At 41.8% G+C, this 23,006-nt stretch carries 23 protein-coding genes; 10 read left to right on the forward strand and 13 right to left on the reverse strand.

Annotated features, from left to right (window positions below; genetic code table 11):
- Positions 1–23: 23 nt before the first annotated feature.
- Positions 24–1,988: an ABC transporter ATP-binding protein/permease gene (locus ACL6C3_RS00970; RefSeq protein WP_413164469.1), complete on the forward strand. Its 1,965-nt coding sequence runs from the start codon at positions 24–26 to the stop codon at positions 1,986–1,988.
- A 30-nt stretch (positions 1,989–2,018) separates the two neighbouring features.
- Here the strand turns inward: ACL6C3_RS00970 and ACL6C3_RS00975 are convergent, their stop codons facing one another.
- Positions 2,019–2,399 (reverse strand): DUF6464 family protein, encoded by a 381-nt coding sequence (locus tag ACL6C3_RS00975; RefSeq protein WP_413164470.1) that lies wholly within the window; start codon positions 2,397–2,399, stop codon positions 2,019–2,021.
- Between the two features lie 299 nt (positions 2,400–2,698).
- Between ACL6C3_RS00975 and ACL6C3_RS00980 the strand changes: the two genes are divergently transcribed.
- Together ACL6C3_RS00980 and ACL6C3_RS00985 are read left to right on the forward strand one after the other, a co-directional pair.
- Positions 2,699–3,490: a YdcF family protein gene (locus ACL6C3_RS00980; protein WP_413164472.1), complete on the forward strand. Its 792-nt coding sequence runs from the start codon at positions 2,699–2,701 to the stop codon at positions 3,488–3,490.
- 210 nt (positions 3,491–3,700) lie between these two features.
- Positions 3,701–3,934, forward strand: a complete 234-nt coding sequence (locus ACL6C3_RS00985; RefSeq protein ID WP_413164474.1) for a hypothetical protein — start codon at positions 3,701–3,703, stop codon at positions 3,932–3,934.
- Positions 3,935–4,033: 99 nt separating this feature from the next.
- Here the strand turns inward: ACL6C3_RS00985 and ACL6C3_RS00990 are convergent, their stop codons facing one another.
- The 6 genes from ACL6C3_RS00990 to ACL6C3_RS01015 form a co-directional block, all read right to left on the reverse strand.
- Positions 4,034–4,261, reverse strand: a complete 228-nt coding sequence (locus ACL6C3_RS00990; RefSeq protein WP_413164476.1) for a ferredoxin-thioredoxin reductase variable chain — start codon at positions 4,259–4,261, stop codon at positions 4,034–4,036.
- A 264-nt stretch (positions 4,262–4,525) separates the two neighbouring features.
- Positions 4,526–4,906: a hypothetical protein gene (locus ACL6C3_RS00995; RefSeq protein ID WP_413164478.1), complete on the reverse strand. Its 381-nt coding sequence runs from the start codon at positions 4,904–4,906 to the stop codon at positions 4,526–4,528.
- A gap of 231 nt (positions 4,907–5,137) precedes the next feature.
- Positions 5,138–6,247 (reverse strand): response regulator, encoded by a 1,110-nt coding sequence (locus tag ACL6C3_RS01000; RefSeq protein ID WP_413164480.1) that lies wholly within the window; start codon positions 6,245–6,247, stop codon positions 5,138–5,140.
- Positions 6,248–6,302: 55 nt separating this feature from the next.
- On the reverse strand, positions 6,303–7,511 hold the full coding sequence (locus tag ACL6C3_RS01005) for an ATP-binding protein (RefSeq protein WP_413164481.1): 1,209 nt from the start codon (positions 7,509–7,511) through the stop codon (positions 6,303–6,305).
- A 226-nt stretch (positions 7,512–7,737) separates the two neighbouring features.
- A complete protein-coding gene (locus ACL6C3_RS01010; RefSeq protein WP_413164483.1) occupies positions 7,738–8,169 on the reverse strand; it encodes a response regulator in 432 nt (143 codons plus the stop codon).
- A gap of 271 nt (positions 8,170–8,440) precedes the next feature.
- Positions 8,441–11,284, reverse strand: a complete 2,844-nt coding sequence (locus ACL6C3_RS01015) for a PAS domain S-box protein (RefSeq protein ID WP_413164485.1) — start codon at positions 11,282–11,284, stop codon at positions 8,441–8,443.
- A 170-nt stretch (positions 11,285–11,454) separates the two neighbouring features.
- Here ACL6C3_RS01015 and ACL6C3_RS01020 point away from each other — a divergent pair, with 170 nt between their 5' ends.
- The 3 genes from ACL6C3_RS01020 (at position 11,455) to ACL6C3_RS01030 (ending at position 13,318) form a co-directional block, all read left to right on the forward strand.
- On the forward strand, positions 11,455–12,204 hold the full coding sequence (locus ACL6C3_RS01020; protein ID WP_413164487.1) for a response regulator: 750 nt from the start codon (positions 11,455–11,457) through the stop codon (positions 12,202–12,204).
- A 201-nt stretch (positions 12,205–12,405) separates the two neighbouring features.
- Positions 12,406–12,807: a DUF2294 domain-containing protein gene (locus ACL6C3_RS01025; protein WP_413164489.1), complete on the forward strand. Its 402-nt coding sequence runs from the start codon at positions 12,406–12,408 to the stop codon at positions 12,805–12,807.
- 115 nt (positions 12,808–12,922) lie between these two features.
- The gene (locus ACL6C3_RS01030; protein WP_413164491.1) at positions 12,923–13,318 is read left to right on the forward strand and encodes a DUF2294 domain-containing protein; all 396 of its coding nucleotides are present in this window, start codon (positions 12,923–12,925) and stop codon (positions 13,316–13,318) included.
- Here the strand turns inward: ACL6C3_RS01030 and ACL6C3_RS01035 are convergent.
- Together ACL6C3_RS01035 and ACL6C3_RS01040 are read right to left on the reverse strand one after the other, a co-directional pair.
- Positions 13,251–13,730 (reverse strand): response regulator, encoded by a 480-nt coding sequence (locus tag ACL6C3_RS01035; RefSeq protein WP_413164493.1) that lies wholly within the window; start codon positions 13,728–13,730, stop codon positions 13,251–13,253. The two genes, ACL6C3_RS01030 and ACL6C3_RS01035, sit on opposite strands and share 68 nt — an antisense overlap.
- 575 nt (positions 13,731–14,305) lie before the next feature.
- Positions 14,306–14,488 (reverse strand): CsbD family protein, encoded by a 183-nt coding sequence (locus ACL6C3_RS01040; protein WP_413164494.1) that lies wholly within the window; start codon positions 14,486–14,488, stop codon positions 14,306–14,308.
- A gap of 272 nt (positions 14,489–14,760) precedes the next feature.
- Here ACL6C3_RS01040 and ACL6C3_RS01045 point away from each other — a divergent pair, with 272 nt between their 5' ends.
- From ACL6C3_RS01045 to ACL6C3_RS01060, 4 genes are all read left to right on the forward strand, one after another.
- Positions 14,761–15,162 carry a hypothetical protein gene (locus ACL6C3_RS01045; RefSeq protein ID WP_413164495.1) on the forward strand — a complete coding sequence of 134 codons (402 nt, stop codon included), beginning with the start codon at positions 14,761–14,763 and terminating at the stop codon, positions 15,160–15,162.
- A gap of 105 nt (positions 15,163–15,267) precedes the next feature.
- Positions 15,268–16,077 (forward strand): glucose 1-dehydrogenase, encoded by an 810-nt coding sequence (locus tag ACL6C3_RS01050; protein WP_413164496.1) that lies wholly within the window; start codon positions 15,268–15,270, stop codon positions 16,075–16,077.
- Between the two features lie 189 nt (positions 16,078–16,266).
- Positions 16,267–16,485, forward strand: a complete 219-nt coding sequence (locus ACL6C3_RS01055) for a hypothetical protein (RefSeq protein WP_413164498.1) — start codon at positions 16,267–16,269, stop codon at positions 16,483–16,485.
- A 215-nt stretch (positions 16,486–16,700) separates the two neighbouring features.
- Positions 16,701–17,045 carry a PEP-CTERM sorting domain-containing protein gene (locus ACL6C3_RS01060; RefSeq protein WP_413164500.1) on the forward strand — a complete coding sequence of 115 codons (345 nt, stop codon included), beginning with the start codon at positions 16,701–16,703 and terminating at the stop codon, positions 17,043–17,045.
- Between the two features lie 95 nt (positions 17,046–17,140).
- On the opposite strand, the gene ACL6C3_RS01065 is transcribed toward ACL6C3_RS01060, so the two are convergent.
- From ACL6C3_RS01065 to ACL6C3_RS01080, 4 genes are all read right to left on the reverse strand, one after another.
- Positions 17,141–17,917, reverse strand: a complete 777-nt coding sequence (locus ACL6C3_RS01065; RefSeq protein ID WP_413164502.1) for a cysteine hydrolase family protein — start codon at positions 17,915–17,917, stop codon at positions 17,141–17,143.
- 106 nt (positions 17,918–18,023) lie between these two features.
- Positions 18,024–18,449 (reverse strand): response regulator, encoded by a 426-nt coding sequence (locus ACL6C3_RS01070; protein ID WP_413164503.1) that lies wholly within the window; start codon positions 18,447–18,449, stop codon positions 18,024–18,026.
- Positions 18,442–21,234, reverse strand: coding sequence for a 7TM-DISM domain-containing protein (locus ACL6C3_RS01075; RefSeq protein WP_413164505.1), 2,793 nt, complete (start codon positions 21,232–21,234; stop codon positions 18,442–18,444). The genes ACL6C3_RS01070 and ACL6C3_RS01075 overlap by 8 nt, the downstream gene beginning before the upstream one ends.
- Before the next feature lie 2 nt (positions 21,235–21,236).
- A complete protein-coding gene (locus ACL6C3_RS01080) occupies positions 21,237–22,238 on the reverse strand; it encodes a sensor histidine kinase (RefSeq protein ID WP_413164507.1) in 1,002 nt (333 codons plus the stop codon).
- Positions 22,239–23,006: the final 768 nt, after the last annotated feature.

The raw sequence follows: 23,006 nt of genomic DNA on the forward strand, positions 1-23,006 counted from the left end.
TAGAGACCTCAACAAAAGAGCAAATGAACCGATTTGACAGCCAGTTGTGGAAGCGATTTTTAGCCATCGCCCAACCGTTTTTCTATCCCCTCGAACCGGGAAGCAGCAAAGTGTTTCTGGGTTTGTTGTTATTGCTACTCACGTTTTTATTTGCTGCTGTTTTTGTACTGGTTGCCGGAGTCACCTTAGGAAGCCAATATCTGTTACCTGAATTTTTTAATAGCATTGCCCCCGGGTTATATCAAACCGTAATGGGTTTAATCGAATCTCCCTGGATTGTGGTGTTTGGCTTGATGCTAATTTTACCCCTGATTGCCGCATTTTATTATAAAGATAACTTAGAATCTCGCTGGCAACCTTGGGCTTTTTTAGCAATTCTTTTGTTGTTATCGGTGTCCGTAAGCGGTTTAAATGTAATTATCAGCTACGTTTCCAACTTTTTTACAACCGCCCTTTCCGAGAAAAATGAATCGGAGTTTTGGCGATTTTTATTTGTTTATGCGGGTGTTTTTGTAGTGGGGATTCCCATTGTGGCCCTCTACACCTACACTCGCGATCGCTTGGCCAACTTTTGGAGAAGATGGTTAACTGATAAATTTTTAGATAACTATTTCGATCATCGCGCCTATTATAAACTGGAATCTCAGCGACAAATTGACAACCCCGACCAGCGAATTTCCGAAGATATCAAAGCCTTTACCCGGATCAGCTTAGTATTCTTATTAATTCTCCTCAATTCGATCATTGATGTGATTTCATTTAGTGGAATTCTCTGGACGATTTCTAAAAAGTTATCCGTATTTTTGCTATTTTATGCGATTTTTGGAACGGCGATTACTGTTTTAATCGGTAGACGGTTAATTCCACTAAACTTTAACCAACTGCGGCTAGAAGCTGACTTTCGCTACGGCTTAGTTCACGTTCGCGACAACGCGGAATCTATTGCATTTTATCAAGGTGAAGAACAAGAAAGCCTGCAAATCAAAGAACGATTTTTGAGGGCGTTTCATAACTTCAATCTGTTAATCGGCTGGCAACGAAATGTGGATTACTTTACCACAGGTTATCGTTATATTGTGATTATTTTACCGTCGTTAATTATGGCGCCGCTCTATTTTGCGGGAGAGATTCGCTTCGGAGATATTACCCAAGCCAACTTTGCATTTAGTCAAGTTTTAGCTGCATTTTCAGTCGTGGTCAGTCAGATTGAAGCCTTGAGTGCATTTGCTGCGGGAATTAACCGTTTGGCTACCTTTTCAGAAGCTTTACATCCCGATCGTACCACTCCTCAACCGGGAGAACCTCGGATTGATTTAACCATCGATTCTCCCCTCGCCCTCGAACATATTACCCTGAATACTCCCAACTATCAAAAGACTCTGGTTCAGGATTTATCTCTGACCTTACAACCGGGTCAGGGATTATTAATTATGGGTAAAAGTGGTGCCGGTAAAAGTTCTTTATTGCGGGCGATTGCAGGATTATGGCGTTCGGGAACCGGGCAGTTAATTCGTCCAAATTTACAAGAAATGCTGTTTTTACCGCAAAAACCCTACATGATTTTAGGAACGCTCCGCGAACAGTTATTATATCCTTTCACAGAGCGAGGGGTAGATGATGGAAAATTACATCAAATTTTAGAGTTGGTCAATTTGGATTATATACCCGAACAAGTCAGCGGTTTTGATGTAGAATTAGACTGGGCAAACGTCCTATCTTTAGGAGAACAACAGCGTTTGGCTTTTGCACGTTTGTTACTCAGTCAGCCCCGCTATGCTATTCTCGATGAAGCCACCAGCGCTTTAGATTTAAAGAATGAAGAACGCCTCTATCAAAAGCTACAAGATACTCAAACCACCTACGTGAGTGTAGGACATCGGTTGAGTTTATTAAAGTATCATCACCAGGTTTTAGAGTTGCTTGGAGATACAAACTGGCGATTGGTTTCAGCCGAAGATTATCAGGCGGATCTGAATGTTTTGAGTTAGCTTCACCTGTGACTCCATCTGAAGAATTCCTCAATTAGACTGCTGAGTGTTTTTCGGTTCATAATAACGGCATTGACCACAAGGCCCTTCCGGATTAACCGCACAACGAACTAATTCTGAATGGGCATTAAACTGACAAGTTGCATCGCCGAGTACCCAACGTCCATCAACCAAACTTCTTTCTTGGGGGCGATCGGCAGATTGTACATAAAGTGAGATTTGATATAATCGATAACGACCCGATTTTAACTGATAGCGGTGACGACGTTCTAACACGGCGTAGGTTTGACCCTGAAGATCGAGATAATGACCCGGTTGGGGTGTCCAATCAAAGCATATACTTCCTAAAGACCGTCGAGGATGAGTTAAAATTACCTCAGTTGGTAAAGAATCTGATTCGAGATTATCCATTGATCCCTCCGTAAACAAGCATAACTTTAATTATGTCGATTCTGTTCGGGCTTTGTCAAATTTTGAGTTGTTAAGTTTTGACAAATGTGTTGGTTATTCGCCTCAAGATTCACCCGTTATATGATCAATGATAGGACTCGGTGTGTAAAGGCCCCTAAAAATTGGCAAAGTTGAAATGAATTTCAGTTAATGTTTCGGAAAAGTCCGGGAAAAAACTTAATAAGAATTGGGTCCGTTAATCGGTAAAATTTGAATCAACTCACCCGACGACTACTGCTCCCTATTCGGAATTATATCCCATGTTTTTGTTTTTATCTAAACTGCTACCTTTATTTATATATCCTCTCGGATTAACCTGTCTATTAATGATCGCCGCTTTGATTTTAATCTGGAAACAACCCCGCCTCGCTTTTGGTGCGATCGCCTTGGGATTATTAATTCTTTTGGTTAGCAGTAATAGCTGGATTTCTCAAAGTTTAGTGCGATCGCTAGAAGGACAAAATCTCCCCAACGGTGAACTTCCAAAAGCCACTGCAATTGTCGTCTTGGGGGGAGGAACAAAACCGCCAATTCCGCCCCGCCCTTGGGTGGATGTTAGCGAAGCCGGCGATCGCATTTTATACGGATCGTTATTGTACAAACAAGATAAAGCCCCTTGGTTAATTTTAAGCGGAGGTCGAATTCAATGGGACGGAAAACAACCGCCCGAGTCGGCAGATATGGCGGAAATTGCCACCGCGATGGGAGTGCCAGAATCGGCGATTTTGCAAGACCCGGCGTCGCTGAATACTTATCAAAATGCGGTGAATGTTCGCCAAATTTTAGAGCAGAGAAATCTGACGGGGAAGGTATTATTGGTAACATCTGCGTTGCATATGCCGCGATCGCTGTTGGTGTTTCGGCGTCAAGGAATAGAGGTGATTCCCGCCCCCACAGATTTTTTAGTTTCTCAAGCCGATCTTCAGCCAACAACTACCATACAAGCAACAATTTTAAACTTGATACCGGATACTCAATCTTTACAACAATTTACTCAAGCCTTAAAAGAATATATCGGAATTTTGATTTATCGGTTGCGAGGATGGTTGTAATATGATATCGGGTTGATTAATACGTGTTATGGGGCGGGGCGGGTTTATATCAATCTTTGAGTGGTAGTAAAGAGCGTAGGCGTAACCCGCCCCGATCATTACAATCATTAATTAGTCGGAATCATATAATTTATAACTCGGGCAAGCTGAAGACTTAAGAATAAATATGTTAAGTTAAAAAAGAAATTAGCGCCAGAGGTTCGAGCGGCAATGAGCTTTCAATGGGAGCAAAGTTTTACAGAGATCCAACAATCAGAAATTGAGATTTTACAAGCTTATCAGGTGACTTCCGAATTTTATCAGGAGGTTAAGTATCGAGAGGACTTTGAAGGGCATTGTCAATGGTATGCTGAAACCGCAGAACGTCATCAGCAAGAACTCCACAAAATGCGAGGGGATATTAATGTCTTCGGTTGGTTTTTGCGGGGACGAGGGACGAACTAGAGAAACGGGACAGCGATCCACGCTCGGCAATGGATTAATCTCTAATGTCCCCCTGTGTTTGGGTCTGTTGTTTTCCCCTTTTCACCCGTTTCTAGGGGTTTATTCTGATATCACTTCGAGTTCCTCCTGTTTTAAATGAGCTTTAAATTTATCGCTAAATTTGACATGAACCGGGAGATTGGGGCTAATGGGTCTACCATTCCAGTCTTTAATGATAGAGATAATTTCTCCGTCTAACCCCTTAATGTCAAATGGCTGATTGCGGTGTTCGGGATGTATATAGACAATAACTGATGTTTTGACGCGAACGCGATCGCCAATTTTCATAGACTCTAACCTAGTATTTCCTCTCAAACCACCTCAATCGGCACAGGAGTTGCTCACCTGTGCGAAATCCGGCAGTTTTTCTATATTGACACAGAAATTGCCTCAAAACTCACCGGGTCTGAGGATTTGCTGTTGTGGAGATTAAAGTCGCACAGATCAGGTGCGATCGCCCGAGTCTTTTGGGAGTCTGCGGTCAGAGCGGGGCAACTGTGGCCCGTCGGAGCAGGGGGATTGAGGGAATGTTCAATCCCGGTTTAACGTTCTTCAATTGCCGATCGGTATGGGCATTCCCCGGACTCCCACGCCCTCAGAATTAAAGGTGGGTGTTAAGGGGAGGGTGAATCCCTCGCCGTTTTGTTGGGAGGAATTGGAATCAATCACGACTTCGGCTTGATCGACGGCTTGATTCAAATATTCGGGTTCGTATTCAAAGGGTTTATCCAACTCAGGTCCCCCCTGAGGAAAACTCCCACTGGAGGGCTTAATACCCATACCCAACCCTTTCCCCTCTAAATCAGATGCGGATACAGAAGGCTGTTGATAGGTATCGAGTCGCTGAACTTCTTCGGTGATTCCTCTCGGTATGAGAGAAAAAAAGTTGATCCCAATCACCACACCCAAAAACATCCCTTGAGCAATATTCATTGTGGTTTACCTTTCGTAGTTCAAAAGCAATTTGCGCCTGCTCTCGCTCGATGCAGGTCGCCTGCCTTGTACCCTTACCCACCTTTGAAATCTGACGCGAAAAATTAGGTAGATATTTCTAATTTCTCTGGTAATAACCTAACATTAAATCGTGATCAGAACTGTAACTTACCTTACAAAGATTCGGATTTCGGTTAAAATTGCTAAAATTATCAAAAATCTCGATCGCAGTTACGATTCATTCTTATTCGGATCGCCAGGTAAACAAACGGTAAACACCGTCCCTTGATTGACTTGAGATTTAACCGTAATAGTTCCTTGATGAGCTTGTACAATTTGCCGGCACAAGTGCAATCCCAAACCACTTCCCGAACGCTTATGATTGCCTTGGTGGAACGCTTCAAATAGAGTGGTTTGATCTTCGCGAGAAATGCCGATTCCCGTGTCTTTGATCTCGATTTTGGTCTCGGGGTAAGCTCCATTAGAGGAGTGATTATTCATCAAGCTTACATTGACTTCTACGCTCCCTTCATCGGTAAATTTAATGGCATTAGCAATTAAATTGGTAAACACCCGGCGCAATTCTAAGCGATCGCCGACAAATTCTTGAATTTTGGGTTCGGTGGGTACGTTTAACTTAACTTTGAGTGCTTTTTCCTCCATTAAAGGTGCGAGTTCGGCAATAATTTCTTGTAAAAGATCCTTTAAGTTAAAAGGAACAAAACTGAGGGTTTTTCTGCCGATATCGTAGGAATAAACCGCCAAAAGTGTATTTAACATATCGAGCAGGTTTTTATTACTGCCGATCATCGTGGTGATCGCTTCTTCCATCGAGGAATTGATCTCGCCAAATACCCCTTGCTGCATCAGATTTAACACCCGATCTGCGGCGACTAAAGGCGTGCGTAAATCGTGGGTTAAACAGCGCACAAAGTTTTCCCGCTGATCGATACTTTGTTTGAGGCGCAATAGCGATCGAACTCGGGCTTGCAGTTCATCAATTTGAACGGGTTTGCGAATAAAATCATCCGCCCCCGCATCCAAACCTTCCACCACGCTTGACTGTTCGTGAGCGGTAATTAGCAAAATGGGAATATAGGGATATTTGGGATTGCTCCGAATGCGCCTGGTGACTTCATAGCCATCCATTTCCGGCATCATTACATCCAGCAAAACCAAATTGGGCGGTGAGGCTTCGATTTTTGCCAAAGCGGTTTTTCCGTCTTCAACCAAAACGACATCGTGTCCTTCTTGTTCGAGGGCTAATTTCAGAAGGAAGAGATTATCGGGCAAATCATCGACGGCGAGAATATAGTTGGTTTTTGCAATGGAATTTGGCATATCATTGGGATGAGATTCGGGAAATTATCAAAATTAATTTGGTTTTTTATATAATTTAATTATATTTCAAATATCGCGGAAATTCAACCTGAAAAATAGAACCGCACCCCAATTCACTATCAACGGTGACTTTCCCGTGCATCAATTTCACCAGAGAATCTACAATTGCCAACCCCAAACCCGTACCGTAATGTTTGCGGGCGTTGCTTTGATTGACCTGTCGGAAGGCTTCAAAAATCTCTTGCAAATGATCCGGCGCGATGCCAATTCCGGTATCTTTAATGGCGATTACTAACCGATCGTCACATTTTTCTTGAACATTAATCCACACTCCTCCGGTTTCGGTAAATTTAATGGCGTTAGAAATTAAGTTAACCAGAACTTGTCTGAGGGAATTTTGATCGTTGATAATCATCGCGTCTTCCAGGTCGATATTGACTTCTATAGTCAACTGTTTTTCGACCGCTAGCGATCGCAATTCTTGCACGGTTAATTCCACAAATTGAGCGAGATTAAATTCTTTCGGTTCCAAATAAAACTGACCCGCTTCTATTTTAGAAAAATCCAAAACTTCGTTGAGCATGGTCAGTAAATGTTGAGCATTATTAAAGATGCGCTGTACCATATCCAATTGTTGAGGCGCAAGCGGATCGGGATACTGACGCAATAACAGTTGAGAAAACCCCATAATCGCATTCATCGGAGTGCGAAGTTCGTGAGACATTGTGGCGAGAAATTGAGATTTCAGGCGAGAAGCTTCGGCCAGTTTCCGGTTTTGTAATTCGATTTGTTGGCGTTGTCGTTCGAGTTCTCGATTTTGTCGCCGCAAGAGTTCGTTACTTTCCCAGAGGCGTTTATTGGCGAGTTCGGCTTCCATTTCGGCTTGATGAACCCGAATCGCATTTCGCAAAACTTGCCACAATCTTTCCGGCGAAACCCAGGATTTGGAGAGATAATCGGATGCACCCGCTTTCATCAAATCAACGGCGATTTGTTCATCTCCTTGACCGGTTAACACAATTAAAGGTACTTTAATATGGAGCGAACGTACCTGTTTAACGAGTTCGAGACCGTCCCGATCGGGCAGGCGGTAATCGAGAAAAACACAATCAAATATATTCTCTTTTAATATAGCGATAGCGTTGTCACAATCGGGAGCTTCTGTCACCTCCAATTTGACACCCAACTGGCGAAGCGATCGGCGAACGGCCATTCGATCAACTTCGTCATCATCAACAATGAGAATACTTAAGAGTTCTTCCATCTCCTTCCCTGTACAAAAATTACTTTGAGGGGGGATCTATGAGTTAATAATATAACCCACCCTCGATCGCGATCATGAAAATCATCGTAGCTTTTCTTTCGGTTATAGACTTCATTCCAAATTCGGGCAATAGCTAATTTTACTGTGTTCATAGGACTTGAGCTATAGTTGGGGGGATGCACTGAAAATTTTTCGATCTTAAACTGATGATTTTTTGGACAATATACTAGGGAAATTCGCACAAAGTCCAGTATTTATTTAAGGTGGTAATCACCGAGGCAAACTTAGTAAAAGTTACGGGTTTAAGAATGTAACCCGCCACATTCAAGTTATAGGCTTCTACCAAATCCCGATCTTCATCGGACGTGGTTAACACAATCACCGGTGTTGCTTTCAAGTCTGGATCGGATCGCAATTCATTTAAAAATTCCAATCCTCCCATTTTCGGCATATTCAAGTCAAGCAAAATCAATCGGCGAGCATCGGGAACCTCGGGAGGTTTTCCATCTTGAGGGCGAAGCATATCCAAAGCCTCTAATCCATTTCCAGCGACAAAAAGCGGATTAGAAATATTACTTTTTTTAAACGCCCGCTTGACATTCATCACATCGACTTCATCATCTTCTACGAGTAGAATATTAATGACTCTGTCCTCCATAACTCACTTCATCCTAGAAATGCAGTTCATCTAAAATTATGATAGTCTCATTTCTAGCAAACAAGAGCAATATTACTCGGTGTCTTCCTAGAGATTATAAATAAAGCTTCGACTTAATACCTCATCTCTAGGGAGAAATTTGCAGGCGATGCTTCTCTGTCGGAAGTTGTAGACAAGGCCAGAGCGAACCCATTCCCCACCCCTATTGTCCAGAGCGTTATTGAATGAAAATCTCAACAGCAGATAGAAATTTTCCTCAACTCTTGCTTTGTTATTTGGGCCAAGAAAACCGGAAAGTGGCGCCTTGACCGAGATCTGATTCTAATTCAATGGTTCCCCCTTGAGTTTCAATAATTTTCTTGACAATCGATAAACCAATCCCGGTATTTTCCGCTTCGTCACGAGGTTTCAAAGTTTGAAAAATCGTAAACACCTTCTCTCGATATTGAGGGGCAATTCCCGGGCCATCATCGGTGACAGAAAACTCATAAAATTTTCCGCGAGCGACGCTCTTAACTGTAACCCGTCCATCGGGGCGTTCGTGATGCTTAATCGCATTACTAATCAAGTTACTGAACACCTGCTCTAAGGATAGACGCTGTGTTATTAAAGTGGGCATTTCTCCTTCAATTTCAATGGTAAACGTTGAGGGGGGATCGAGGGAGTCGATCACGTCTTCGAGAAGCTTTCCAACTTCTACTTTTTCAGCTTTCGCCTGAATGCGTCCCACCCGAGAATATTGTAAAAGACCATTAATCAAATTTTCCATCCGATGCACCCGTCCCCGCAATAAACTCATCTGATGGCGAGTATCATCATCAAGCTTATCTTGGATATCTTCTTCAATCCATTCTGACAAATTGGCGATCGCTCTCAGGGGTGCTTTTAAATCGTGAGAAGCCACATAAGCAAACTGATCGAGTTCTTTATTGCGCTTTTCCAGTTGTCCGGTTGTGGTCAATAAAATCGCATTGAGTTGAGTCAATTCATCGGCCCTCGCTTGCAGGACGGCTTCAGTTTGTTTGCGTTTGGTGACATCATTAATCGTTCCCCAAACACCGATCATTTCGTTATCCCCATTGCAATTCAGTTGAGCATCAATTTCCAACCAACAAAAATCCCCGTTCTTTTTGAGCGACCGAAATTCAAAGATAAAATCATCTTGCTCAGTTTCAATCAATCGCCGCAATTGTTCGGCACAATATCGCTGATCTTCTTCAGCATAAATATAATTGAGCAAAGGAGTATCTAAACTCTCAGAAACGGTAAATCCGGTAATCAACGTCCAAGCCGGACTTAAAAAGCTCAAGTTTCCCTCAATATCGGTTTGAAAAATCACTTCCTGGACGCTATTGAGAACCGATCGATACAACCGTTCGCTTTCCGATAAAGCTTTTTCGATACGTTTGCGTTCGGTAATATCTTCAAAAGCAATCCCCAAACGTTGGTTAGGCAAAGGAAAAGCCTTAACCGCAAACAAACTCTCACCCACTCGGCGATCGTCGCTATAAAGCATCTCACTAAACCCGCAAGGCTGTTGATGGCGAACCACCTGGGCGTAAGCTTGTAAAATGTGGCAGTGAGTGTCTACCAATTTGGGGAAACACTCGACCATTTTTCCGCCCACTTGGGAATTCAAATCCATTCCCAACAAGTGGGAAGCTTCGGGGTTAGAACTAATCAACCGAAAACTATTGAGATCGTCGAGATCCTCTAGATGCCAGACGGTCATCCCGATGGGAATATTTTCGACAATATCTTCATAAATTTTAATTTTCGCTTGGGCGGCTTCAGCCTGCGCCCGGGCTTCTCGTTCTCGTTCGAGCAACTCGTCTTTAAGCTCGTTTAGCACTTCGAGTTGGGCGGTGCGCTCTTGAACGCGCTGTTCGAGTTCGTCGTTAAACCGGGCGATTTCTTCTTCTGCTTGTTTGCGGAGGGTAATATCTCGGGAAATACATAAAATCATCGGTTCAGCAGACTGATCCGATGAAATGGCGCGACTGGTGGTTTCAAACCAAACATAAGAACCATCTCGACGGCGCACCCGATAGGTGGTGGTGTATTCATCGGGTAACTGACCGACAACCGTATAAGTTCTTTGCCAAGCGGCCGCATCGGTGGGGTGAAAAAATTCGTAGAGGGAACGCCCGATCAGTTCGTCGGGTTCGTAGCCGAGAAGATGGCGACAGGCGGGGGACACGTAGAGAAAGACCCCTTCACGGGTATGGGTAGAAATCATATCTTTGGCGTTTTCGGCCAACAGGCGATAACGGGCCTCGCTTTCGGTGAGGGCGGCCTCGGCGCGTTTGCGATCGCTGATATCCTGCTGAGAACCGACCATGCGAATCGCTTGGCCGTGCTTATTTCGGTGGGCAATACCTCGGGCTAAAATCCATTTGTAGCTGCCATCGGCACAACGGAGACGGTATTCTGCGGCGTATTTGACCGTCTTCCCGTCGAGATGGTCTTGGACGGTGGTTAAGACGCGATCGAGATCGTCGGGGTGAACACGAGAATACCAAGCCTCAAAGCGGTTCTCCATTTCCCAATCCCGGTAGCCGAGATCGGCTTTTAGCTGAGTAGACATAAACAATTCCCCGCTGGCAACATCCCAGTCAAAAATACCGTCTCCGGTTCCTTCTAGGGTTAACTGCCAGCGTTCTTCGCTTTTTTTGAGTTCTTGCTCAACTTGCTTACGTTCTTCAATTTCTTGGCGGAGTAAGCGCATCGACTGTTCCATCTGTTTAGGACTTGGAAATTTAAAAATTTTTGGCATCAACACAACTAAGGCGATTGCGCTCGTTAGAGATACGATTGCCGTGATCGCTCGAACAATGCCCGAGATCCAATAGTTGGGATGCCACAGCGTCCAGATATCTAACAGATGACCGCAACCGCAAGAGATGATAAAGCCAGCAAACAACAGAAATATCCAGTTAAATGGAATATCTTCTCGCTTTTCTACGATGTAGACCAGCCCAACGGGTATGGATAAGTAAGATAGGGCAATGATGGCGTTACTGGCCAAATGTAATCCTACTAATCCCGGTTTCCATAGATAACAAGTGCCATGAGGCATGAAGGCTGTTGTAGCGAGTAAGTTTTCTGTTAGCATAGATCTTCGTATTCGGAAGGTATAACTGTCAATCTCTCTTTCGGCTGGTTTCCGACTGACCCTTGGATATCACCATTGATAGATAGACTTTTTGAAGTTTTTTAGGTTAATCTTATGAGGATATATTGTATCGCCTCATAACTCTTAAATTTTTTATAGGCAATTTTAGAATGAGTAAAATTCGTGTTGTTTTGGTTGAAGATCATAACTTGAGTCGTGTGGGTTTGGTGGCCGCTCTTAAGCAGGTGGATGATATTGAAGTCGTTGGCGATGCCGAAAATGGCCGCAAAGGTTTGGAGATGTTGCGATCGCTGCATCCAGATGTGGGAATTATTGATATTGGCTTGCCGGATATTGACGGGATCGAGTTAACTCAGCAGTTGCGAAAAATGCAGGCCAATGCCGAACCGGGCGATCGCACGAAGGTTTTGATCCTGACGATGCACGAGGAGGAAAATTCGGTGTTGGCCGCTTTTGCCGCCGGTGCCGACTCCTACAGTTTAAAAGATTCGAGTTTGGATACTTTGGTACAGGCGATCCGCTCCACCCAGGAGGGCAACGCTTGGATCGATCCCAATATAGCTCGGATTGTTCTCAAGCAAGCCCGGACTGTAGAACCGAGTCCGACGGGAGCCGAAGAACCGCTCTCGGTTGCTGAAGACCCGGCCAAACAGACGGTTGAGATTGATTCGGCCCAAGCTGATGTTCAACAGCTTCTCGATACTTATCCTTTGACCGAGCGAGAATTGGAAGTTTTGGAGTTGATTGTTGCCGGATGCAGCAATGCGGAGATTTCTGAAAAGCTCTACGTGACGGTGGGAACGGTGAAAACTCACGTTCGCAGTATTTTGAATAAGTTGTGTGTTGAAGATCGCACTCAAGCGGCGGTGAGGGCTTTGCGTTCGGGGTTGGTCAGCTAAAAGGGAAGGTTGGCTTCAGTAAAAATCCATCCCGAGATTCATGCAGCTTTCCCCGTCTGACTTTAAACTGATAGAGGTTGTATTCAAGAGCGATATCGCAACTGGATCGCCATTGAATTTACACTGCCGTTTCTTAACTCAGAAGAGGTACTCCACTGGCTTGGTGAGCGGCAGTCTAAACCTTTTGGAGCAAACGAACAGATGAATTATCCGACCCGAGGACAACTCGAACGCAGTCTTTCTCAGCGAATTCAAGCTTTATATCGTCAGGAGTTAGGACATCAACCCAGTAAGGTGACTTGTCAACTGTTTAATAGTAAACTGGCGGTTATTATTGAAAATTCGATTACTCCGGCTGAACAACGTTTGGCTGAAGTGGGACAGGAGGAGTTGGCCGAAGAAGTGCGAGCCGGCTTGAAAGATGCCACCCAACCCAAGTTAAAGGCTTTGCTCGAGGAAATTTTGGGGGTTGAGGTGATTGATATTTTGAGCGAAGCCAAGCTGGAAACGGGGCGGATGGGTGTTATTGCTGTATTAACTCAGTCTCCTCAAGTTCGGAATCCCGAAGCCATTCCCAAGCAGAAAGCTGAGAATGATAGTTAGTTCAATTTGTTTTTAGAGATAGAATTGAGCGGGGAAATTTAAGATGTTCTGCCTGTTGTTTTAATTTTTGAGAACAGTTAACTGGAGAATTGAGGGTTGACTGAATAGTTTATGTATGAAAACCAACAATTTTGAATCCTCTGAACAAGTGATCTGTGAGCGAATTAGAAAGATTTATGTTCAACAACTCGATCACCAACTGAGCCGGATTAGTTGTCGAATCTTCGATCAGGTTTTGGTTCTAATTTTAGAGGGAGTGATTACTCCCCCAGAACAATTGTTGAACCAAAATAATCATCTTCAATTGGTGAGCCAAGTTCGAGCCGCATTGGATGGAATCATTCAACCGAAAATTCAAAATTTAATTGAACAAACTCTCAATGTAACTGTTACTGACTTCCTGTGTGATACGGCGATTGAGACCAGTCGGACGGGAGCGATCGTTATTTTTGAAATTCACTCTCGCAGGGATTCTTCAAAGCTCTCCTCAAACGATTGGAAGCAGAATTAGATCGGTTAAGATGACGACAAATTAAAGCTTCTAGATCGCTGAGGAGATAGGGTTTACTCAGGTAATCGTCGAAACCGGCGGCTAACAACTGTTCTCGATCTTTTCCTAAAGCCAATCCCGTCACCGCTACCGTGATCACCTGCTCATTTCGTTCATCGGCTCGAATTTGATGGAGAAGTTGTAAACCATCCATATCGGGTAACACAATATCTAGTAGGATAAGCCGGGGTTGGTAATGTTGTAAAACAGATAAAGCTTCTTGAGAGCAAGTTGCACTCAAGTAGGGATAACCTAGATTTTCTAAAACACAACCGATTAAAATTAAGTTGTCCTGATTATCATCGACCGCTAGAACTTGGGGCTTCCTTTTAACCGATTGGTGAGCTAAACTCGTTAAAGATTTTGTAGTCATACTCGGTATCGTCCATTTGCAAGGGAAAACGAAGCATCCCCCCAAGTGGCTAAAAGGCACTTTTCTCGGACTGGTTCGTGTCGCTTGCTCTAGGTCAGCATCCCAATGCTGGCACAATGCTCAGGAGAAGTTTGCGTAAGCTAGTGCAAGCTTGCTGTATTATACACTATCCTTAAAAAGATTTAAACATTATTTCAACTTTGCATACAAATTGTTAGGAAGCTTAAACAATTGAAACTTTAACTCGTCAGCCCATTAATTTAAGTCGATGAGTATTTATCACCTTCACCCGGTTTAGTTGAGTATGTTTACTTAAAAAAAAGAGAAAAAATCAAGGCCGATATTATCTCTAATCAACCGATAAACCTTTTGTAGAGGCGGGTTATATACTTTTCTCCCGGCAAAAAAATAAAGGGGGAATCAAACCCCCCCATTCTCGAAAAATACAAAGTTTTTTGAAAAGTAAGACTTCCGATAGATTTAATTTTTTTTGTATTATTTTACACTAAAAACGACAAGAAAAGGTCTAAAATATTTCAGACCTTTTTTTTTCTCATTCAAAACCGAGCAATCAATCAGTCAATTGACTTTTTGACTTCATCCTTAATATTTTCAACCGTCTGTCGAAGTTCGGCTTCGGCTTGTTTGGCTTTTCCTTCGGCTTTATCTTCAGGATCTCCGGTAAATTCTCCCATCGCTTCCTGAGCTTTTCCTTCTAAATTCTTAGCAGTTGCTTTGGCTCTATCTTCTAAACTCATGGTTCAACTCTCCTTTTTTTAGGTGAAGATTTAAACAGTTTTATTTACTTGTTGAAAGTCTATCATAAAGAACTAGAAATTATTGCTCTATCTAACGACAGATTTAACCGGATTAAAATTTACCAAAATTTTTCCAATTCCTCCGATTGGATTCTCCCGAAAGAATGAGGTCAAAACCCTCTGAATTCGTTTATTCTCGGAGTGAAATGTTAAACAACGATTTCTTTCCGCAAGAGTGAGAGGGTTGTTTAACCGACAGAGGAGATTAAACCATGAAATTGGCTCGTAAATTAATTTTCAAATTTTGTGCTTTTGTATCATTAGCGGTATTTTGCTCGGGTCTATTGAGCGTTTCATTTTTACCCGCTCAAGCCTTGAGTTTGAATTCTTCTGCTGTCTTAGCGACTAATTCTTCAATGGTTGATAATGTACTCGGAGACGGTACAAGCAACCAAATTGAAGGTAAAGCCCGTCAAGGTATGGGAGCAGCAGAACAAACCCTTAAAGAAGCTCAAGCTCAAACTGAAGGTACTCTTAAACAAGCTCAAGGAAAAGCACAGGAAAATTTCGGCGAGATGCAAGGTAAAAGCAGCGAAGCCGGTTCCGATCTCGAAAGAGCTTCTGATAATGTAGTCGATGCGGTTAAAGATTTCTTTGGACAGGATAACCGATAAAAATTGGTTTGAGTTTGAACCGATGACTTGATTCTATTTCCCAGGTTTAAGCCTGGGATTTTAGTTGGAAAACAACAGCACAAAATTGGGAGAAAAAATATCACAATGAAAGGTTTAAAAGGAAAAAATGTGTTAATTACCGGCGCCACTTCGGGAATTGGACAGGCGATCGCCGTTCGCTTTGCAACGGAAGGGGCAAATGTGGCAATTAATTATCGGGGAAAGCGGGAAAAAGCCGAAGATACAGAGGAAATGATCGACCAAGTTTGTGATCAAATTCGAGGTTGTGGCGGTAAAGAAGTTGCCGTTGAAGGCGATGTTTCTAACGAGGAAGATATTATCAGAATGTGCGATGAAGTTGTCAAAAAGTTGGGCAGCTTAGATATTTTAATTAATAATGCCGGAATGCAAATTCCTGAACCTTCTGAGCAAGTGACAACCGAGAACTTTGACCAAGTGATTTCGGTGAACTTGCGGGGGGCTTTTTTGTGTTCTCGCGAAGCCATTAAACATTTTTTAAAACAGGATCGGGGCGGTGTGATTCTGAATGTTTCTAGCGTCCATGAAATAATTCCCCGACCGCAATATGCGAGTTATTCTATTAGTAAAGGGGGAATGGGAAATTTGACCAAAACTCTGGCTTTAGAATATGCTCGAAAAGGAATTCGGGTTAATTCTATTGCACCGGGCGCCACCGCAACGCCGATTAATTCTTGGACGGAAGATGAGGAAAAACGACAAGAAGTTGAACAGCATATTCCGATGGGAAGAGTAGGAACCTCGGAGGAAATGGCTGCAATTACCGCTTTTTTGGCTTCCGATGATGCGGCTTATATTACGGGTCAAACCCTTTATGTTGACGGTGGACTAACGCTTTATCCTGAGTTTATGAAGCCCTGGTCGGCTGGAGAATAAGTTATTAATAAATAAATTTTCGTGATTTGATTGCCGGGTTTCTTTTAGAAATCCGGTTTATTTTTGCCAATCTTCAGAAATCTATCCCTTGAAAGAAGACAGTATTACTCAATTTTTTTACAATAGACATTAGAAATTATAGGTTTTTAATGATGCCTAGACTTGAAGTTATAAAGGATGTGATTCAATATGGAATTTTTCAATCAGCCCTTATTCAAAATTTTAATTTGGATAGTGGCTGAGATTTTACTTAATTTTATTGGTCTGGATGACTTGGCTGACTATGGCGAGTTTATTTTTGAGAGAAAGGTTCATATTCCCGAAACATTAATTGTTGAAGTTACTATTGAAAATCACACGAATTTTTGGAATCATTCTAACAACCGGATTCCGGGTTTTCGGGTTTAAAGCAAATTAAATTGATAAGTTGGCTCAATCTACCTGATTAATATTATCCGACCTTTACAGATACTTTAAATTTCTCCTAATATTCTTTACACAAGGGTCGGTAATGTAAAACTTGGGGATTTTTACTCAACATACAGAAGGTTATAAGCTATGATACACAACTGTAGCCTTCATCTCAATTACTCAAAATATTGTTAGAGTTAGGAGATTTTTTTATGACTACTCTCAAACCGTTGTGCATCGCATTAACGGCAACTTTTACTTTATCTATCCCCTTTCAACAAGCACAAGCGGCGACTTTCTATGAAGATGTCAGCAATCAACCTTCTGAAACTGAGGTAGAATTAACTTCAGACAACACCATTTTAGATCCCGATTTTGATCTGGATACTCTTATAACTGAACCGGCTGACGATCCCGAAAATGCGGTGGAGTTAGTTACAAGCAATAACTTTATCTACGCGGAAGCGGAAGTTGTCGAAGAAATTCCCGAACCTTCGACTTTACTCGGTTTATTGTTTGTCGGTTTATTCTCGAAATTCGGTTTAAAAAAACAGTAATTAGACAAAACAATAATAACTCCTAGAAAACCAAAAACCCGGTTGCTCGAAGAAACCGGGTTTTTAAAAACTCCTAAACACCGGGCGATAGATATTTAAAGTTGGGCGATAGCTTGTGAAATTCCCTCGGAGTCGCAGATAAAACCAAAACATTGGTTAACATTATAAATCGTCGCCTGCCAACAATATTCCGGTGAAGTTGTGGCGGTGCAGTCTTTGACTAAAATGCAATCGTAGCCCAAAAAATTGGCATCTTGCAACGTTGTCATCACGCACTGATCCGCATTAACCCCGGCAAAAAATAACGTCGTTTTGCCTAAATTCCGTAAAATACTATCGAGGGGCGTATCCCAAAACCCGCTCATGCGGTACTTATCAACCCGAATATCTTGGGGTTTGGGTTCGAGTTCATCCACAACCGCCGCCGCCCAACTTCCGGCTTGTAAAACCGGTGAATTATTCTTCGGTAATGGGGCGCCCAAACCAACACCATCCCCCGTAGGATTATAAACATGAAGTGTCGCCGGACTCAGATTCAATAAATCCGGCCGATTTCCCCAGTTAACCCAAATTACCGGAACATTTGCCGATCGCAAAACGGGGAGAAGTTTCTGCAAGGGTTCAATGGGTTGACGGGCGGGTGTAACATCGACTCCGATATGACTTAACCAACCGTCTGGATGACAGAAATCATTCTGCATATCAATCACTAAAATAGCGGTTTTTGCCAGGTCCAGTCGCAGGTTTTTTGTTTCTGTGGCGAGGGCGATGGGTTGGGGTTCAACGGTTGGACGGGTGAGATCGGCGATCGCATCCGTCACACCCCAAGCGTTGGGAGGAATACCTAAAGTTCGCAGAGAAGAGGAATTCATTGCCCTAAATTTACCGAAGTTTGCGATCTATTTTACCCGTTCAACTGTGGGGGTGCAAGGTTTCCATTCTTCTACCCCAACTTCAAACCCCCGCTATTATATTTAGTTATTCTTCAATGTTTTGTTGAAACTGCCGAAGTTTTTTACTAATTTTTAACTGATTCTCCACCCGGGCAATAACTTCTTCGGTAGCAAAAGGTTTTACAATATAATCAACTCCTCCCATCTTGAAAGCTTTAACTTTATCCATAACATCTTCTAAACCGCTGATAAAAATTACGGGAATATCACGGGTTTTATCGTTGGCTTTGAGTTGCTGACAAACGGTATAGCCATCCATATCTGGCATTTTAATATCCAAAATAATTAAATCGGGAGCTTCGGCCATAGCGCTATTAATTCCCAATTTTGCACCGGGAGCGATCCGGACGCGATAATCCTGTTCAAATAGGGTTTTGGTTAAGAATTTTAAGACGCTAGGATTGTCATCGATGATTAAAATTGATTTTTTTTGAATGCCGTCTTCAGTCATATGCTTCAACCCGTTCGGTTAAATTTAACAGTTGGTCAAACTCGTAATTGTTCAGCAATTGAGTCAATTTTTCAGCCAAGACTGGATGTTCAATACTAATTTTTATAATCAGTTCTGAAGCCAAAATTATATCACCTCTGAGAATCGTTTTATACATTTGCTCCAACCATGTTTCGGGTAAAGGGGCTAAATCTTCGGGGGAAAGCGCTTCCTCGAAAGTGGGGAATAATGGAGGGGATACCGAAGACTGATAAACAAAACGCACGCCTAAATATTGATGTAAACTGTCAAATATTTCGCTATCTGGAAACGGTTTGCGAATTAATCCATCGCAACCGGCATCGTAAATTAAAGTTTCTTTTTCTTCTAAAACGCTGGCGGTAACGGCAATAATTACCGTCGCTTTTCCTGCGGGTGTGGCTTTAATTTTTTGGGTGGCTTGAAAACCGTCGAGAACCGGCATTCTCATATCCATAAAAATTAAATCGGGATGCCACTCTTGCCAAATTTGAATCGCTTCTTGTCCGTTGGCGGCTTCTTTTAGATCAAATTTTAAGGGCTTCAAGAGTTTCAACAAGAGGAGACGATTGGTGTTGTTGTCATCTACAATTAAAATTTTGTGGCGGGGCTGATTCGGTTCCAAGCCGATCACTTTTTGTTGATCGGGTTGGCACTGGGTTTGGTCGCCATTGACTTCAATCAGTTTGATAAAAAAGCGAAAAGTTGTTCCTTGGCCGACCGCACTTTTAACCGCTATTTCACCCCCCATTAACTTAACAAAATTGCAACTGATTGTCAACCCCAAGCCCGTCCCTTCTTGGGATAGGTTGGAATTTTGGCACTGATAAAACGATTTAAAAATGTTTCCCAGTTCTTCTTGAGGAATACCGATTCCCGTATCCTCGACCTCAAAACATAGCCGATTTTCTTCTCGGGTAACTCCCAAAGATACGCCCCCCGAACGGGTAAATTTAATCGCATTTCCCAGAAAATTAATTAAGACTTCTTTTAATTTGGTCTCGTCGGTTTTAATCCATTGGGGAACGTCGGCTTCCCGGCGAACAGACAGGGTTAAACCCTTCTTTTTTGCCGCGAAGACAAAAACGTTTTTCAAGTCTTCAAGCAGCCCGTAAAAATCGATATTTTTTTGCTCGATCATCAATTTTCCGGCTTCAATTTTTGACAAGTTTAAAACGTGATTGATCAAAGTGAGTAAATGTTCGCCGCTGGAATGAATAATATCAATATTTTCTTGATAATCAGGCGGTAAGTCGTCGGAATTCTTCATCAATTGACTAAAGCCTAAAATTCCATTTAGAGGAGTCCGCAATTCGTGGCTCATATTGGCAATAAAAATAGTTTTGGCTTGGTTGGCGGCTTCCGCTTTTTCTTTGGCTTTTCTTAACTGTATTTCTCGGTTCTGCAATTCTTGAGTGCGTTCGTTAACTTTGGTTTCTAAGAGAACATTTTGTTCTCGAATTAACTTTTCATTTTTTTGAGATGTTGCCAGGGCTAAAGTTAGGGCTTCGGTTTTCTCTTTTTTAATTAAATTAATTCGATCTGCCAACGCTAAAGAAAATAATAGAACTAGAATAACAATAGAAGTTAACTGAGTGTCGAACGTCCAGGAATAAGTAGGAATTATCTGAAAAATTGATAAATTGGAAAAGAAAAAAGAAGCAAAAGGAACAATCATCGCCAATAGATAAAGTCGGGCGGGTTGATATCCTTTTCTATAGACTAATAGACTACCGAAAAACAGCAAAACAATAGATAATAAAACCACAACAGTTTGATGTTTATTGACCCAGTAAGGATCGATAGGTAATAGAGCATATAAAATCAATGAATAACATTGTATCCCCACCGCTATCCGATGGAGGATTAAAAAATTATTTTTAAAATTGAGAAAAATTTTGCTAAACTGTAGGACTACTATTAAACCGGGTATTGAGGTCAAAGGAACTATTATTTTGATTGCATAATCGGGCAATATATACTGTTCAAAAAAACCCTGTCGGATCGCTTGAGTTAAAGTTAAGGCTATCACAGACAGCACATAATAAAGATAGCTTTTATCCTGTAAAAAAATAAACAGAACAAAATTATACCCAATCATAATTAAAAGCATCCCATACTGCCAACCCAAAAAAAATAAATTTTGACTTTCCGCCCTAAAAAAAGCTTCTCTTTGCCAAATAAATAACGGAAAATAAAGGGTGCTAACACTGTGTAATTTTAAATAAAACGTTTTCTCTTCTGGGGTGGCGGGTAAATTAAAAACAAAACTATGATGGGGAACATCTCTGGTTTTAAAGGGAAAAGCTTTGCCCGTTTTTTTGACAATAAAACTTGATGAATTGGGGTCAGGAATATAAAAATCAATGTAACCCATGCGAGCATCATCAAGGACCAATAGCCATTTAATTTCGGGATAGGCTTCGTTTTTTACCGAAAATCTGACCCAGAAATTACTCTTAGAAAAACCAAAGTTAGGTGGTTTTTGAGCGTTGGGGATAAATTGAGTTGAATATTCGGGAGAAGTAACATCTTTTAGGGTTAATTTGCGACTCTTATCTTCTAGAATCTCCAAATTTAAGGCGATGGGATATTTGACCGTATGATTGTTTAAAATAACGGCTCTAACTTCGGATTGATGCTGAATGGCATAAGTTTTATTGTGTCCCCAGTTCAATAACAGAACCAATAAAAACACAACTACAGAAACGATTCGTAATATAATTGTTTTGTAGCTTAGGTTGATTTTATTTGGCCAATCCGACATATTTAAGCCACAGGTAACACCACCGTAAAAGTAGAACCCCGTTCGATCTGACTCGATACAGAAAGTTCTCCTTGATGTAATTTTACACTTTTTTCCACAATTGTTAACCCCAGACCACCTCCAGAGCGTTGGCGGCTATTCGTCGCACAGTAAAAAGGCTGAAAAATTCGTTCTAATTCATCTGGAGGAATACCAATCCCCCCATCTACTACGGTAAAAATCCCTTGCTGGTCTTCTACGTTTACATCGAGGGTGATGGTACTTTCTGCATCGGAGTATTGTAAAGCATTGGTGAGGAGATTTTCAAGAATGTAGCAAACCAACTGGGAATCAACCCGGGCGCTTATACTCAGATCGTAATCGGCTAATATCGGCTCTTGAAAAACGGAAAGAATAATCCTCCGCCCGGTAAATTTTGATGTTAAATTATTAATTATATGGCGGCAAATATTGATAATATCCAAAAAATTTCGGTTCAAAGAATATTTATATGAACTCAAACAGTGGATGAGTTGCAGTTGTTTTGATAGGGATTGAATTTCACCGAGGTCTGCATGACAATTGCTCAAAATTTTCTCTAAAGAACTATCCAATTTCTCGGCGAGTTGAAATAATAGCTCGGACTCAAACCACGACGGGGATGTTGTTGGGGGTTCGGTTGAGTTTTTATTGTCATGTTTTGGCGGCGAATAATTAACCCCTACCGGCTCAATTGTTGCGAGTCTTATTTTTCCGTTTTTTAAACTTTGGTAATGGGATTCTAAAATCGCTCTCGCCGTTTTTTTGGTGACTTTTTCTCCAAAAAGAGTTGACAAGTCCGCCCAAAATTTCGCCCCCACCATTTTCACTTGGGAAACGGAACAATAACAGATTTCTGCGAGTTCTTCGTAGGACTGGTTTAACCAAACTCCCCGCAATAAATTGATTTGAATACTATTGAGATGTTGATTCGTGTGTTGAAAATAAAGTTTATCGACTAGATTGATGGCAGCTTCTATCTTCATGCTGATCTCTGGGGTTTTCGAGGGCTTAAACCCATCTTATCAAAAGAGGTATCGGTTGCTGTTCATATGATCACCAATCCGCGATCCTTTGACTCGGGAATCGAGTCATCGCAGGCTCCGGCAATTCATCGCCGGAGTACCGATGACTTTTTGTACTTTTTAAACTTTTTAGATTTTTTCAACCCGCCCTCTCACCCCAATGTTTTTTTCAGCTATTTTCCATACTTTTTAGCCTTAAATTTATCGATGAATTGTGATAATTTAATGAAAGTAGTTCGATTTTTTTGTCGGGTAAAAAAGTTGACGATCAAAATCAATGCAAGACATTACAGTGGCTTTCCGAGCAGATAATGGCAATTATCTCTCCCGTTGTTCGGGTTGTATTCCCGACTTAAAAGAGGAGAGTTTAGTCAAAAAATTTCGGTGCCTTGCAATGTCCTGATCAACCTTAGCCACCAATTTTCTGGACTCCTCTCGATAGACTTCCTGGAGTTTTTCGAGAGGGTTTTTTCTGTTTTAGAGCCAAATTATTTGACATTGAAAAGAAGTTCGGGGCGATCGCACCGCTTCTATCTGTAGAGCCTGCGTTTCCATACCACAGTAGAAGTTGAGATCTAGAATAGAGGCTCAAATAGACTTATCAATGGATAATTGACAATTGATAATTGATCATTAATTAATTAGGTCTTCAACCTGATTAATTAATTATCCATTATTACTTATCCATTATCCATTATTACTTATCCATTATCCATTATTACTTATCCA

The sequence above is a fragment of the Capilliphycus salinus ALCB114379 genome (assembly GCF_047276495.1).
GTDB lineage: Bacteria > Cyanobacteriota > Cyanobacteriia > Cyanobacteriales > Microcoleaceae > Capilliphycus > Capilliphycus salinus.

Bases quoted from the DNA above. Each gene is read 5' to 3' on its own strand.
- ACL6C3_RS00970 (WP_413164469.1), top strand. From the start codon at position 24: ATGAACCGATTTGACAGCCAGTTGTGGAAGCGATTTTTAGCCATCGCC.
- ACL6C3_RS00975 (WP_413164470.1), bottom strand. From the start codon at position 2,399: ATGGATAATCTCGAATCAGATTCTTTACCAACTGAGGTAATTTTAACT.
- ACL6C3_RS00980 (WP_413164472.1), top strand. From the start codon at position 2,699: ATGTTTTTGTTTTTATCTAAACTGCTACCTTTATTTATATATCCTCTC.
- ACL6C3_RS00985 (WP_413164474.1), top strand. From the start codon at position 3,701: ATGAGCTTTCAATGGGAGCAAAGTTTTACAGAGATCCAACAATCAGAA.
- ACL6C3_RS00990 (WP_413164476.1), bottom strand. From the start codon at position 4,261: ATGAAAATTGGCGATCGCGTTCGCGTCAAAACATCAGTTATTGTCTAT.
- ACL6C3_RS00995 (WP_413164478.1), bottom strand. From the start codon at position 4,906: ATGAATATTGCTCAAGGGATGTTTTTGGGTGTGGTGATTGGGATCAAC.
- ACL6C3_RS01000 (WP_413164480.1), bottom strand. From the start codon at position 6,247: ATGCCAAATTCCATTGCAAAAACCAACTATATTCTCGCCGTCGATGAT.
- ACL6C3_RS01005 (WP_413164481.1), bottom strand. From the start codon at position 7,511: ATGGAAGAACTCTTAAGTATTCTCATTGTTGATGATGACGAAGTTGAT.
- ACL6C3_RS01010 (WP_413164483.1), bottom strand. From the start codon at position 8,169: ATGGAGGACAGAGTCATTAATATTCTACTCGTAGAAGATGATGAAGTC.
- ACL6C3_RS01015 (WP_413164485.1), bottom strand. From the start codon at position 11,284: ATGCTAACAGAAAACTTACTCGCTACAACAGCCTTCATGCCTCATGGC.
- ACL6C3_RS01020 (WP_413164487.1), top strand. From the start codon at position 11,455: ATGAGTAAAATTCGTGTTGTTTTGGTTGAAGATCATAACTTGAGTCGT.
- ACL6C3_RS01025 (WP_413164489.1), top strand. From the start codon at position 12,406: ATGAATTATCCGACCCGAGGACAACTCGAACGCAGTCTTTCTCAGCGA.
- ACL6C3_RS01030 (WP_413164491.1), top strand. From the start codon at position 12,923: ATGAAAACCAACAATTTTGAATCCTCTGAACAAGTGATCTGTGAGCGA.
- ACL6C3_RS01035 (WP_413164493.1), bottom strand. From the start codon at position 13,730: ATGACTACAAAATCTTTAACGAGTTTAGCTCACCAATCGGTTAAAAGG.
- ACL6C3_RS01040 (WP_413164494.1), bottom strand. From the start codon at position 14,488: ATGAGTTTAGAAGATAGAGCCAAAGCAACTGCTAAGAATTTAGAAGGA.
- ACL6C3_RS01045 (WP_413164495.1), top strand. From the start codon at position 14,761: ATGAAATTGGCTCGTAAATTAATTTTCAAATTTTGTGCTTTTGTATCA.
- ACL6C3_RS01050 (WP_413164496.1), top strand. From the start codon at position 15,268: ATGAAAGGTTTAAAAGGAAAAAATGTGTTAATTACCGGCGCCACTTCG.
- ACL6C3_RS01055 (WP_413164498.1), top strand. From the start codon at position 16,267: ATGGAATTTTTCAATCAGCCCTTATTCAAAATTTTAATTTGGATAGTG.
- ACL6C3_RS01060 (WP_413164500.1), top strand. From the start codon at position 16,701: ATGACTACTCTCAAACCGTTGTGCATCGCATTAACGGCAACTTTTACT.
- ACL6C3_RS01065 (WP_413164502.1), bottom strand. From the start codon at position 17,917: ATGAATTCCTCTTCTCTGCGAACTTTAGGTATTCCTCCCAACGCTTGG.
- ACL6C3_RS01070 (WP_413164503.1), bottom strand. From the start codon at position 18,449: ATGACTGAAGACGGCATTCAAAAAAAATCAATTTTAATCATCGATGAC.
- ACL6C3_RS01075 (WP_413164505.1), bottom strand. From the start codon at position 21,234: ATGTCGGATTGGCCAAATAAAATCAACCTAAGCTACAAAACAATTATA.
- ACL6C3_RS01080 (WP_413164507.1), bottom strand. From the start codon at position 22,238: ATGAAGATAGAAGCTGCCATCAATCTAGTCGATAAACTTTATTTTCAA.